The sequence below is a fragment of the Herbaspirillum frisingense GSF30 genome, assembly GCF_000300975.2.
Taxonomy (GTDB): domain Bacteria; phylum Pseudomonadota; class Gammaproteobacteria; order Burkholderiales; family Burkholderiaceae_D; genus Herbaspirillum; species Herbaspirillum frisingense.
The window spans coordinates 48195-61641 of the sequence record NZ_AEEC02000031.1 but is presented as its reverse complement, the minus strand read 5'-3'; the positions used below and the strand labels follow the sequence as shown (position 1 = coordinate 61641).

General features: G+C 60.5%; 12 protein-coding genes. All 12 read right to left on the bottom strand.

The window, feature by feature from the left end:
* Window positions 1-79 precede the first annotated feature (79 nt).
* The 12 genes from HFRIS_RS18750 to nuoE all read right to left on the bottom strand — a co-directional run bounded on the left by HFRIS_RS18750 (window position 80) and on the right by nuoE (window position 13384).
* On the bottom strand, window positions 80-655 hold the full coding sequence (locus HFRIS_RS18750) for an NUDIX domain-containing protein (RefSeq protein ID WP_006712954.1): 576 nt from the start codon (window positions 653-655) through the stop codon (window positions 80-82).
* Window positions 656-771: 116 nt separating this feature from the next.
* The gene (locus tag HFRIS_RS18745; RefSeq protein WP_006712953.1) at window positions 772-1086 is read right to left on the bottom strand and encodes a DUF2818 family protein; all 315 of its coding nucleotides are present in this window, start codon (window positions 1084-1086) and stop codon (window positions 772-774) included.
* Window positions 1087-1098: 12 nt separating this feature from the next.
* Window positions 1099-2607, bottom strand: a complete 1509-nt coding sequence (gene nuoN, locus HFRIS_RS18740; protein WP_039876426.1) for an NADH-quinone oxidoreductase subunit NuoN — start codon at window positions 2605-2607, stop codon at window positions 1099-1101.
* 158 nt (window positions 2608-2765) lie between these two features.
* Window positions 2766-4256 carry an NADH-quinone oxidoreductase subunit M gene (locus tag HFRIS_RS18735; protein WP_006712951.1) on the bottom strand — a complete coding sequence of 497 codons (1491 nt, stop codon included), beginning with the start codon at window positions 4254-4256 and terminating at the stop codon, window positions 2766-2768.
* 22 nt (window positions 4257-4278) lie between these two features.
* Complete coding sequence (nuoL, locus tag HFRIS_RS18730; RefSeq protein WP_039876423.1) at window positions 4279-6369, bottom strand: NADH-quinone oxidoreductase subunit L; 2091 nt, start codon at window positions 6367-6369, stop codon at window positions 4279-4281.
* Between the two features lie 115 nt (window positions 6370-6484).
* Window positions 6485-6793 carry an NADH-quinone oxidoreductase subunit NuoK gene (gene nuoK / locus HFRIS_RS18725; RefSeq protein WP_006712949.1) on the bottom strand — a complete coding sequence of 103 codons (309 nt, stop codon included), beginning with the start codon at window positions 6791-6793 and terminating at the stop codon, window positions 6485-6487.
* A gap of 18 nt (window positions 6794-6811) precedes the next feature.
* The gene (locus tag HFRIS_RS18720; protein WP_039876421.1) at window positions 6812-7471 is read right to left on the bottom strand and encodes an NADH-quinone oxidoreductase subunit J; all 660 of its coding nucleotides are present in this window, start codon (window positions 7469-7471) and stop codon (window positions 6812-6814) included.
* Between the two features lie 135 nt (window positions 7472-7606).
* Window positions 7607-8095, bottom strand: coding sequence for an NADH-quinone oxidoreductase subunit NuoI (gene nuoI / locus HFRIS_RS18715; protein WP_006712947.1), 489 nt, complete (start codon window positions 8093-8095; stop codon window positions 7607-7609).
* A 21-nt stretch (window positions 8096-8116) separates the two neighbouring features.
* Window positions 8117-9187, bottom strand: coding sequence for an NADH-quinone oxidoreductase subunit NuoH (gene nuoH / locus HFRIS_RS18710; RefSeq protein WP_006712946.1), 1071 nt, complete (start codon window positions 9185-9187; stop codon window positions 8117-8119).
* A gap of 2 nt (window positions 9188-9189) precedes the next feature.
* A complete protein-coding gene (gene nuoG, locus HFRIS_RS18705) occupies window positions 9190-11517 on the bottom strand; it encodes an NADH-quinone oxidoreductase subunit NuoG (RefSeq protein WP_006712945.1) in 2328 nt (775 codons plus the stop codon).
* Between the two features lie 83 nt (window positions 11518-11600).
* Window positions 11601-12896, bottom strand: coding sequence for an NADH-quinone oxidoreductase subunit NuoF (gene nuoF / locus HFRIS_RS18700; protein ID WP_006712944.1), 1296 nt, complete (start codon window positions 12894-12896; stop codon window positions 11601-11603).
* A complete protein-coding gene (gene nuoE, locus HFRIS_RS18695; RefSeq protein ID WP_006712943.1) occupies window positions 12893-13384 on the bottom strand; it encodes an NADH-quinone oxidoreductase subunit NuoE in 492 nt (163 codons plus the stop codon). Before nuoE ends, nuoF begins: the two co-directional genes overlap by 4 nt.
* Between the last annotated feature and the right edge of the window lie 63 nt (window positions 13385-13447).

Below are 13447 nucleotides of genomic sequence, written 5' to 3'. Positions count from 1 at the left end.
CTACTCGGGCATGTAAGCTCCCTGCCCCATCAGGACAAAAGCCGCATCCTCGGATGCGGCTTTTTGCATGTTGCCGTCGTCAGACGCCAGCCGGGCGTTGCGGCGGCGTCCAGCTACCATTGACGATCTTCTCCAGCCAGAACAGCCCGATGACAGTCTTGACGTCGGTAATCTGGCCGTTGCGCACCTGTTCCAGCAAATCGGCAAGCGGCGCCTTGTAGACATCCAGGAACTCGCCCTCATCCAGTTCGCGCTCCCCTTCCTTCAGTCCACGTGCCAGGTAGAGCACCAGATGTTCGTCAGAATAGGCGATGGCATTGTGAATGGTGCAGACGTACTGCCACTCGGTAGCCGTATAGCCGGTCTCTTCCTTGAGCTCGCGCTTGGCACACTCCAGCGTATCTTCGCCCGGATCGATCTTCCCCGCCGGCACCTCGATGAAGACGCGATCCAGCGGATAACGGAACTGGCGCTCCATCAGCACGCTGCCGTCGTCGAACAAGGGCAGCACCGTCACGGCGCCGGGATGCTTGATGTATTCGCGCGTGCTTTCCTTGCCATCGGGCAGCACGATGGTGTCCTTCTGAACCTTGAGGAAATGACCTTCGTAGACCCGGTGGCTGTCTTTCTGCGTCTCTTTGAGATGGGCGTCCATGATGTGAGCGTGGTGTGAAAGTGGTGGAATGAAATGGGGATTGGCTGCCGGACGAGGATGGCGGCTCCGATGTAAAAAAGGCGCCGATCCAGGATCGGCGCCTCTTGCTGGCAGGTTCAGGCGTGCTGCTTGCGCAGGTAGCGCATCACGTAACCGGGATAGGCCAATACCAGGAACAGACAGCCGGTGATGGCATAGAATTCCCAGCCCTGCGAAAAGACGTTGCCAATACCTGCTTCTAGGAAATGTGCCACGACGCCCACGCCGAAATACAGCACCAGCAGCTCGATCAGCCGCACCCAGACCGGCTTGACCCAGGCGGCGTCGCGCTTGAGCGGGATGAGGCCGAACAATTGCTGGTTGAAGAAAGGCAAATTGGCCGCGAAGGCGGCCAACAGGATCACGATCCAGCTGAACAGGGAAACGTTCATTTCCCTGCTTCCTTACGCAACGACCTTGCTGAGGAAAGTCGCCAGCGTGCTGACGATGGCATTGGTGCAGGCATCCATCAGGTGACCCGGCCACAGGCCGATGGCCAGGGCAGCGATACCGTTCAAGCTCAGCACCACGCGCATTTCCGGTGTGGCGACGATCTTGGCGGTATCGGTCGGCTCATCGAAGTACATGACCTTGACCACACGGATGTAGTAGAAGGCACCGATCAGCGAGAAGATCACGGCCAGCACCGGCAGCCAGATCTGGCCGGTGGCCATGGCGGCCTGCAGCACGGACAGCTTGGCATAGAAGCCCACCAGCGGAGGAATACCGGCCAGCGAGAACATCATGATCATCATCACGGCAGCAAACCAGGGGCTGCGCTGGTTCAGACCCTTGAAGTCTTCCAGGGTATCGGCCTCGAAACCGGAGCGCGACAGCAGGATGATCACGCCGAAGGAACCGAGCGTGGTGATCACATAGGTCACCGCATAGAACAGCGACGAGCTGTAGGCGTTCACGGCCGAGAACAGGTTGCCATCGACCACGCCGGACATCATGCCCAACAGCATGAAGCCCATGTGCGAAATGGTCGAGTAGGCCAGCATGCGCTTGATGTTGGTCTGCGCGATGGCGGTGACGTTACCCAGGATGATGGACAGCACGGCCAGCACCATCAGCATCTGTTGCCAGTCCACGGCCAGCGGCAGCATGCCTTCGACCAGCAGACGGAAGGTGATGGCGAAAGTGGCCAGCTTGGGAGCGGCACCCAGCAGCAGGGTCACGGGAGTCGGCGAACCCTGGTAGACGTCCGGCACCCACATGTGGAAGGGAACGGCACCCAGCTTGAAGGCCAGGCCAGCCACCACGAACACGATGCCGAACACCAGCGGAGTACGGTCAACGGTACCGGAGACGATGGCACGGAACACTTCGTTCAATTCCAGCGCGCCACCGGTCGCACCATACAGCATGGACATGCCGTACAGCAGGAAGCCGGAAGCCAGCGCGCCCAGGATGAAATACTTCATGCCGGCTTCGGTGGAAGCGGCGTGGTCACGACGCAGGGCCACCAGCGCGTACAGCGACAGCGACATCAGTTCCAGGCCCAGGTAGATGGACAGGAAGCTGTTGCCGGAAATCATGACCATCTGGCCCAGCAGGGCAAACAGCGCCAGGGCGTAGTATTCGCCGCCCAGCATGCCACCGGTGATGCCGCGCGCAGTGTTGTACTGGCGCGAGTAGATCAGCGTCACACCCACACCCAGGTAGGTGAACAGCTTCAACAGATTGGCCAGCGGATCGGACACGAACATGTTGTTGAACGTGTAGACCGTCGCGCCGCTGTTGAGATCGACAAAGGTCAATACCGCGCACACCACCAGCGCCGCCAGGGACAGAAGATAGGTGATGACGCGCTTGCTTTCCGGCAGGAACATATCGATCAGCAGGATCGCGGAAGTCGCGATCAGCAGAAATATTTCCGGATAGACAGGGATCAGATTCATGTTATTCATTTAGTTACTACCGCTTGTGTTCGCCCGCTTGTGTCGCGACTTCCGGTCGCGCCGCCCGACCGGCAATGTCACACCGGCTCGTCTCGTTACTCGTTGTTGCCCAGCTTTCTGGCTGGCGGGACGCAAGCGCCCCGCCCTTCACATCTTTGTTGCGCAGATCAGTTGATCTTGGAGACCGCCACGTGCTTCAACAGGTCGGTCACCGAAGTCTGGATGCTGTCGGTGATGATGCCGGGATAGATACCCATGACCAGGGTAGCGATGGCCAGCAGACCCAGGATGAAGAACTCGCGGGCATTCACATCGACCAGCTCGGCCACGTGGTGGTTTGTCACGGCGCCGAAGATGACGCGCTTGGCCAGCCACAGCGAGTAGGCCGCACCCAGGATCAGGGCGGTGGCCGCCAGCAGGCCGATCCAGAAGTTGAACTTCACAGCACCCAGAATCACCATGAATTCGCCGACGAAACCGGAGGTGGCCGGCAGGCCGCAGTTGGCCAGCGAGAACAGGATGAAGAAGAAGGCGAAGCGCGGCATCTTGTTGACCACACCACCGTACTGCGAAATCTCGCGGGTATGCATCTGGTCGTACAGCACGCCGATACACATGAACATGGCGCCGGAGACGAAACCGTGCGAGATCATCTGCACGATGCCGCCCTGCACTGCCATGTCGTTGAACATGAAGAAGCCCAGGGTGACGAAGCCCATGTGGGCGATCGACGAATAGGCCACCAGTTTCTTCATGTCCTGCTGCACCAGTGCCACCAGACCGATGTAGATCACGGCCACCAGCGACAGGAAGATCATGAAGCCGGACAGCGCATGGCTGGCGTCAGGCAGGATCGGCAGCGAAAAGCGCAGGAAACCGTAGGCGCCCAGCTTCAGCATGATCGCCGCCAGCACGATGGAGCCGCCGGTCGGCGCCTGCACGTGGGCATCCGGCAGCCAGGTGTGCACCGGCCACATCGGCACCTTCACGGCGAAGGCGGCCAGGAAGGCGAAGAACAGGATCTTCTGCTCCAGCATCGACAGCGGCACCTGATGCCAGGTGGGGATCTCGAAGCTGCCACCGGACACGTAGTACAGGTAGATCAGCGCGATCAGCATCAAGAGCGAGCCCAGCAGCGTGTACAGGAACAGCTTGAAGGCTGCATACACACGGTTGTCACCGCCCCAGACGCCCACGATGATGAACATCGGGATCAGGGTCGCTTCGAAGAAGGCATAGAACAGCATCGCATCCAGCGAGGAGAAGACGCCGATCATGATGCCCGAGAGGATCAGGAAGGCACCCATGTACTGGGCGACACGCTTCTGGATCACCACCCAGCCGGCCAGCACCACGATGACCGTGATGAAGGCGGTCAGCGGTACGAACCACAGCGAGATGCCGTCCAGTCCGAGGAAGTAGCTGATGTTGAAGCGGTCGATCCAGGGGGTCTTTTCGACGAACTGGTAACCGTGCGCCAGCGGATCGAAATGCTGGATCAGAGGGAAAGTAACGACCAGGCCGACCAGCGAACCGAACAGCGCCAGCCAGCGGCTGAGCGCCGGATTGCTGTCGCGGCCCAGTGCCAGGACGAGGATGCCGAAGACGATCGGTACCCAGATCGCAAGGCTCAAGATGGGAAATGTTGACTGCATCATGGTTGTTATTTACTCGGACAGCTTATTTGGCGAACGGGAACGGCATGAACCACACCAGGAAACTCAGCACCCCGATGATCATCACGAATGCATAGTGATAGATGTAACCGGACTGCCAGAGACGCGTGAATTTCGAGAACCAGCCAACAACCTTGGCGCTGCCGTTGACGAACAGGCCGTCGATCAGGCCACGGTCGCCCACGGTGGACAGGCCGCTACCCAGCAGGCGGGCACCGCCAGCGAAGACGACTTCGTTGAACTTGTCCATGTAGTACTTGTTGTCCAGGATGGTGTAGATGATGCTGAACTTTTCCTTGAACCAGGCCGGAACGCGCGGATTGATCATGTAGCAGTAGTAGGCCACGACCACACCTGCAATGGCCAGCCACAGCGGCGCACTGGTGAAGGCATGCAGCACCATGGCCACCGGACCGTGGTATTCGTGGGCCAGCTCTTCCATGACCTTGTGGTTTTCACCGAAGAAGATCACGCCCTTGAAGAAATCGCCATACAGCATCGGCGAGATCGCGAAGAAACCGACGATGACCGAGGGGATGGCCAGCAGGATCAGCGGCAGGGTCACCACCAGCGGCGACTCATGCGGCTTCTGTCCAGGAGCCAGACCATGGTGATGTTCATCGTGGCCATGATCGTCATGGGCATCATGCGCGTGGTCGTCGTGCACGCCGTGGGCGGCAGCCGGTGCGTGATGCTCGTCATGTGCATGGGCCTGGCCGAAACGTTCCTTGCCATGGAAGACCATGAAGTACATGCGGAACGAGTAGAAGGCGGTCACGAACACGCTGGCCAGCACGGCGAAATAGGCGAAGCCCGAACCCGGTAGGTGCGACTCGGCTGCGGCTTCGATGATCGAATCCTTGGAGTAGAAGCCGGAGAAGAACGGAGTACCGATCAGGGCCAGCGAACCCAGCAGCGAGGTGATCCAGGTGATGGGCATGTACTTGCGCAGGCCGCCCATGTTGCGCATGTCCTGATCGTGGTGCATGCCGATGATGACCGAGCCCGCACCCAGGAACAGCAGCGCCTTGAAGAAGGCGTGGGTCATCAGGTGGAACACGGCCACCGAGTAGGCCGACGCACCCAGTGCGACAGTCATGTAACCCAGCTGCGACAGCGTGGAGTAGGCCACGACGCGCTTGATGTCATTCTGCATGGTGCCCAGGAAGCCCATGAACAGCGCCGTGATGGCACCGATCACGAGGATGAAGGACAGTGCGGTATCGGACAGTTCGAACAGCGGCGACATGCGGGTCACCATGAAGATACCGGCCGTCACCATGGTCGCTGCGTGGATCAGCGCGGAAATCGGGGTCGGACCTTCCATCGAGTCCGGCAGCCAGACGTGCAGCGGGAACTGCGCCGATTTACCCATCGCACCCACGAACAGGCAGATGCAGGCCACGGTCAGCAGCATCCAGTCGGTACCCGGCAGGGTCAGCGTGGCCAGTTCGGCGCGCTTGGCGAAGACTTCGTTGTAGTTCATCGAACCGGCGTAGGCCAGCAGCAGGCCGATACCCAGGATGAAGCCGAAGTCACCGACACGGTTGACCAGGAAGGCCTTCATGTTGGCCTTGATGGCGGTCGGACGGGTGTACCAGAAACCGATCAGCAGGTAGGACACCAGACCCACCGCTTCCCAACCGAAGAACAGTTGCAGGAAGTTGTTGCTCATGACCAGCATGAGCATGGAGAAGGTGAACAGCGAGATGTAGGAGAAGAAGCGGTTGTAGCCCTCATCCTCGGCCATGTAGCCGATGGTGTAGATGTGGACCATCAGGGACACGAAGGTCACCACGCACATCATCATCGCGGTCAGGCTGTCGACCATGAAGCCGATCTCCAGCTTGAGACCTGCCACCGTCATCCAGTTGTACAGCGTACCGTTGTAGGTGGCGCCATCCAGCACTGCGAGCAGGGTCTGGATCGAGATGATGGCGGCGATCAGCACGCCAAGGATGGTCACGGTGTGCGACACCTTGCGGCCAACCACGTTGCCGAAGAATTTGGTACCCAGCAGACCGGCGATAGCCGAGCCTGCCAGCGGCGCCAAGGGTACAGCAAGAAGAAGATGTGGGTTAAGTTGCCCAGCCATGATGAACCTTATCGCTTATTGGCTGCCCCGCTTGCACCATCTGCTGCAAGGGGGCCTCCCATCTTTAAATGAAATCCAAACCAGAACGCAAAAACAGGATGCTGCGGATGCCGACTCAGCCCTTGAGGCTATCGAGGTCTTCCACGTTGATGGTATCCAGGTTACGGAACAGCACCACCAGAATCGCCAGACCGATCGCGGACTCAGCCGCGGCCACGGTCAGGATGAAGAACACGAAGATCTGTCCGCCCGCGTCACCGAGGTAATGCGAGAAAGCAATGAAGTTCATGTTGACCGCCAGCAGCATCAGCTCGATCGCCATCAGCAGCACGATGATGTTCTTGCGGTTCAGGAAAATACCGACGATCGAGATCGCGAACAGGATCGCGCCGATGATCAGGTAGTGGGAGAGCGTGATTGCCATGATTCTTGTTCGCCCTTCTTAAGATTGTTGACCGGCGGCCGGCTTGTCGGCCACGACGGCGGCATCGGTGGCCGACGCGTTGCGGGTGGATTCGGCAGGCATGCTGACCAGACGCACGCGGTCCGATGCCTTGACCTTGACCGCCTGGGCCGGGTCGAAGTACTTGCTGTCCTTGCGCTTGCGCAGGGTCAATGCAACTGCGGCGACGATGGCCACCAGCAGGATCACGGCGGCGATTTCGAAGGCGTACACGTATTCGGTGAAGATCAGCTTGCCCAGCGGCTTGGTCTGGCCCAGCGTGTCGGATGCGGCCGGCACCTGCGATTCGGACACCCAGAAGCTGCGCAGCAGGACCGCGGCCATCTCCAGCACAATGATCACGCCGATGGTGGCAGCCAGCGGGAAGTAACCCCAGAAGCCTTCGCGCAGCTTGTCCAGGTTGATATCGAGCATCATCACCACGAACAGGAATAGCACCATCACCGCGCCGACGTAGACCAGCACCAGCACGATGGCCAGGAATTCGGCCTTGAGCAGCATCCAGAGACCGGCTGCCGAGAAGAAGGACAGCACCAGGAACAGCGCGGCATGCACCGGGTTGCGGGCCGTGATGACGCGTACGGCGGCAATCACCAGGATCACCGCGAACACGTAGAACAAGACAGTTTTAAATTCCATAATCAACCAGAAGTTGGTTCATTCAATCAGCACGGGGACCGCAGTTGCGGCCATCCCATCGCAATACATCCAACAGATTCCTGCCAGCCTTCCACCACCCTGCCCGGCCGCCTTCAGGTGGCCCGGCAGTACCGATCAACGGTAGGCGGCGTCAGCGGCACGGGCGGCGGCGATTTCGTTTTCGTAACGGTCGCCCACTGCCAGCAGCATTTCCTTGGTGTAGTACAGGTCGCCCCGCTTTTCACCGTGGTATTCCAGGATGTGCGTTTCAACGATCGAGTCGACCGGGCAGGATTCTTCGCAGAAACCGCAGAAGATGCACTTGGTCAGGTCGATATCGTAGCGGCTGGTGCGACGGGTACCGTCGGCACGCTGCTCTGATTCGATGGTGATGGCCATCGCCGGGCAGACCGCTTCGCACAGCTTGCAGGCGATGCAGCGCTCTTCACCGTTGGGATAGCGACGCAGTGCGTGCAGACCACGGAAACGCGGCGACATCGGTGTCTTTTCCTCAGGGAATTGCACCGTGATCTTGCGCTTGAACAGGTAGCGACCGGTCAGGGCAAGGCCCTTGAACAGCTCGCGGAGCATCAGGCTGCCGAAAAAATCCTTAATAGCTTCCATTTTTAGCCTCAGCCTTCCAACTTATTTCCAGATATTCCACGGCGACTGAATCCAGATCGCCACGACCACCAGCCACACCAGGGTCAGCGGAATGAACACTTTCCAGCCCAGACGCATGATCTGGTCATAGCGGTAGCGCGGGAACGATGCGCGAATCCACACATACAGCGACAGGAAGAAGAAGGTCTTCAAGCCCAGCCAGATCCATCCCGGGATGAAGTCCAGCGCCGATACCGGAGCCGACCAGCCGCCGAAGAACAGCAGTGCGGTCAGGATCGAGATCAGGATCATCGCGGCGTATTCCGCCAGGAAGAACATGGCGAAGGACATGCCCGAGTATTCAATCATGTGACCGGCCACGATTTCGGATTCACCTTCCACCACGTCGAACGGGTGACGGTTGGTCTCGGCCACGCCGGAGACGAAGTAGATCACGAAGATCGGCAGCAGCGGCAGCCAGTTCCAGGACAGGAAGTTCAGACCCATGCTGGCGAAATGACCGGTAGTCTGGCCCATGACGATGTCAGTCATGTTCAGGCTGCCCGAGACCATCAGCACCACCACCAGGCAGAAGCCCATGGAGATTTCGTAGGACACCATCTGTGCCGAAGCGCGCATGGCACCCAGGAAGGCGTACTTCGAGTTGGAGGCCCAGCCGGCGATGATGATGCCGTAGACTTCCATCGAGGTGATGGCCATCAGGTACAGCAGGCCGGCGTTGACGTTGGCCAGCACGTGCTCGGGCGAGAACGGCACCACAGCCCAGGCGGCCAGCGCGGGCATGATGGTCATCACCGGAGCCAGGTAGAACAGCGCCTTGTTGGCCTTGGACGGGGTCGAGATTTCCTTGAAGATCAGCTTGACGGCGTCAGCGATAGGCTGCAGCAGACCGGCAGGGCCGACGCGGTTCGGGCCCAGACGCACGTGCATCCAGCCGATCAGCTTGCGCTCCCAGTAGGTCATGTAGGCCACGCACACCAGCAGCGGCACCATCACCACCAGGATCTTGACCAGCGTCCACACCAGGGTGAACAGGGTCGGACCCAGGTAGGCCGGGCCTACGTTGTTGATTTGGGCGATCAGGTGATCCATTTTTACGCTTTCTCCACGACGATTGCGCCAAACATGCCGCCCAGTGCAGCGGTGGAGGCGTGCGCAGCAGCGACGCGGACCACGTTTTCCGGCAGTTTCTTATCGATGGCTGCAGTCAGCGCAGCGCTGCCGGAGCCTTGCTTGACCTTGACTTGGTCGCCTTCGGCCACGCCCAGCTTGGTCGCCAGTGCAGCCGACAGCCATGCCTTGGGCGCCTGGCCATCGCGGGTTTCCAGCAGCGGTGCGGAACGACGGGCAACGGCATCGGCGAAGTAGATGGGCACATCGGCCACGCGTTCCACGGTACCAGTGGCCGCAGCAACTGCCTGCAGCTGCACGGAGGCGGTGTTGTTCAGGCGGGCCGACAGGTCGGTTTCCTTGCCCAGCAGCTCATCGCGGATGGATTCGGAAGTCTCGTAGTCGAAGTTTTCCAGTTCCAGCAGGTTACCCAGCACACGCAGGACCTTCCAGCCCGGACGCGCATCGCCGGCCGGCTTGACGGTACCGTTGAAGCTTTGTGCACGGCCTTCGGCGTTGACGAAGGTGCCGGAGGTTTCGGTGAACGGAGCGATCGGCAGCAGGACGTCGGCGTAGTCGGCACCATGCTTGAAGGCCGACATGACCACGACCATCTCGGCCTGGTTCAGGGCAGCACGCGCGGCTTGCGGGTCATGGCTGTCCAGTTCCGGCTCGGCGTTCAGCAGCAGGTAGGCCTTGCGCGGCTGTGCGAACACGGCGGCAGCGTTGGCGCCCTTGCCCGGGGTCGGGACGGCGTTGGCCAGGTAGCCACCGACGGCGTTGCCGCCTTCGGTCAGCACACCCAGCTTGGCACCGGTCTGTTCAGCGATCCATTGGGCCGCAGCATGCAGTTGGGCAGCTTGCGGATGCTGGACGGCGGCATTGCCCAGGAACACGGCGCGGCCTTCGCCCGACAGCAGGCTGGCGGCGGTGGCCTTGGCAGCATCGGAGGCGGTCACGCCGGCATAGGCAGCGGGAGCGGCCACGCCCTTGGCTTCGGCCACGGCCACGGCCACTTCGGCCAGGGCGGACAGCCATGCCGAAGGAGCGGCGATGATCTTGTTGGCCACCGGCATCAGCAGGTCGTCGTCGGTCGCGTGCAGCACGCTGAGCTTGGCACCGCTCTTGACGGACTGGCGCAGGCGGGCCGACAGCAGCGGGTGATCCTTGCGCAGGAAGGACCCGATCACGAAGACGCGGTTCAGCTGCGAGAACTCGACGATGGACATGCCCAGCCACGGCTTGATCTGGCCATCCAGAGCGAAGTCGGACTGACGCAGGCGGAAGTCGATGTTGTCCGAACCAACACCGCGCACCACCTTCTGCAGCAAGTTCAGTTCTTCCAGCGTGGAGTACGGGGTACCCAGTGCGGCGATGGCATCGGCACCATGTTCATGACGGATGTTGCGCAAGCCGTGGGCAACGTATTCCAGCGCGGTCTGCCAATCCACTTCCTGCCACTTGCCGTCTTGCTTCAGCATGGGCTTGGTCAGGCGCTCGGCGCTGTCCAGGGACTCATAGGAGAAACGGTCCTTGTCGGAGATCCAGCACTCGTTGACCTCTTCGTTCTCGAAGGGCAGCACGCGCATGACCTTGCCGCCCTTGACCTGGACGATCAGGTTGGCGCCGACGCTGTCGTGCGGGCTCACCGACTTGCGACGCGACAGCTCCCAGGTGCGGGCGCTGTAGCGGAACGGCTTGGAGGTCAGGGCACCGACCGGGCACAGGTCGATCATGTTGCCCGACAGCTCGGAGTCCACGGTCTTGCCGACGAAGGTGGTGATCTCGGAGTGTTCACCGCGACCCAGCATGCCCAACTCCATCACGCCGGCCACTTCCTGGCCGAAGCGCACGCAGCGGGTGCAATGGATGCAGCGGTTCATTTCCTTCATGGAGATCAGCGGACCGACGTCCTTGGGCTCCACGACACGCTTTTCTTCCTGGTAGCGCGAGGAAGAACCGCCGTAACCGACGGCCAGATCCTGCAGCTGGCACTCACCACCCTGGTCGCAGATGGGGCAATCCAGCGGGTGGTTGATCAGGAGGAATTCCATCACGCCCTTCTGGGCTTTGACGGCCTTGTCGCTGGCGGTGCGCACGATCATGCCGTTGTTCACGGGCGTGGCGCAGGCAGGCAGCGGCTTCGGGGCCTTTTCGACCTCGACCAGGCACATGCGGCAGTTAGCCGCGATGGACAGTTTCTTGTGATAGCAGAAGTGAGGGATGTACGTGCCGATCTTGTTGGCAGCGTCCATGACCATGCTGCCTTCCTGCACTTCAACCTTCTTGCCGTCTATTTCGATTTCAACCATGGCTGTTTGCCCAAGCTAAATATTCTTTGCCAACGATACCGGCGGAAGGCTCATCGCATTCCGCCCGGCATCCCCTGCCCTGTTCAGATGTATGCCGGAACCAGGCAGTGTTTGTGCTCGATGTGGTACTCGAACTCTTCGCGGAAATTCTTCACGAACGCGCGTACCGGCATGGCCGCTGCATCACCCAGCGCACAGATGGTGCGCCCCTGGATGTTGTCGGCCACCGAGTTGAGCACGTCCAGATCTTCCATCTTGCCGTGACCGTTCTCGATACGCTCCACCATGCGGTACATCCAGCCGGTGCCTTCGCGGCACGGCGTGCACTGGCCGCAGGATTCTTCGTAGTAGAAGTAGGACAGACGCAGCAGCGACTTGACCATGCAACGGGTCTCGTCCATCACGATCACCGCGCCCGAACCCAGCATCGAGCCGGCCTTGGCGATGGCGTCGTAGTCCATGGTGGTGTCCATCATGACATCGCCACGGATCACCGGAGCGGACGAGCCGCCAGGAATGACTGCCTTGATCTTCTTGCCGCCGCGCATGCCACCTGCCAGTTCCAGCAGCGTGGAGAACGGTGTGCCCAGCGGGATCTCGTAGTTGCCCGGACGCTCGACGTCGCCCGAGATCGAGAAGATCTTGGTACCACCGTTGTTGGGCTTGCCCATCTCGGCGTAGGCCTGCGGGCCCACCTGGAAGATGAACGGCACGGCCGCAAAGGTCTCGGTGTTGTTGATGGTGGTCGGCTTGCCGTACAGGCCGAAGCTGGCCGGGAACGGCGGCTTGAAGCGCGGCTGCCCCTTCTTGCCTTCCAGCGATTCCAGCAGCGCCGTTTCTTCGCCGCAGATGTAGGCACCGTAACCATGGTGCGCATGCAGCTGGAAGCTGAAGCCGGTACCGAGGATGTTGTCGCCCAGGAAGCCGGCGGCGCGCGCCTCTTCCAGAGCAGCCTCGAAACGCTCGTACTCGGCGAAGATCTCGCCGTGGATGTAGTTGTAGCCGACGGTGATACCCATCGCGTAACCGCCGATGATCATGCCTTCGATCAGCGCGTGCGGATTGTAACGAATGATGTCACGGTCCTTGAAGGTACCCGGTTCGCCTTCATCTGTATTGCAGACGAGGTACTTCTGACCCGGGAACTGGCGGGGCATGAAGCTCCACTTCAGGCCGGTCGGGAAACCTGCGCCACCGCGACCACGCAGGCCGGAGGCCTTGAGATCGGCGATGACTTGTTCGGGCGTGATCTTGTCGTTGAGGATGCGCTTGAGCGACTCATAGCCGCCGCGCTTGACGTAATCCTCGAGGTGCCAGTTCTCGCCATTCAGGTCGGCGAGGATCAGCGGTTTGATGTGGCGGTCGTGCAGGCAGGTCATTTCTTCAGTTCCTCCAGCAGCGCGTCGATCTTTTCGTTGGACATCCAGCTGCACATCTGATGGTTGTTGACCAGCATGACCGGTGCGTCACCGCAGGCCCCCATGCATTCGCCTTCCATCAGCGTGAACTGGCCGTCGGCCGTGGTTTCACGATAATCGATGCCCAGCTTGTGCTTCAGGTGATGGGCGGCGCGTTCGCCACCCGACAGCAGACACGGCAGGTTGGTGCACACGGTGATCTTGTGCTTGCCCACCGGGCTGGTGTTGAACATGTTGTAGAAGGTCGCAACTTCCTGCACAGCCACGGCGGGCATGCCGATGTAGTCGGCGATTTCCTGCTGCAACTCGGCCGGCAACCAGCCATGTTCCACCTGGGCGATACGCAGTGCGGACATGACCGCAGACTGGCGTTGATCCGCCGGGTATTTCGCGAGTTCGCGATCGATCTTCTTAAGGGCTTCTTGACTTAACAGCATATCGTTGGCCATCCATGCGCATCATTACTGCGCGGTTATTGGATATTCCCCAAACCTGACGGGCTTCTCATCGAA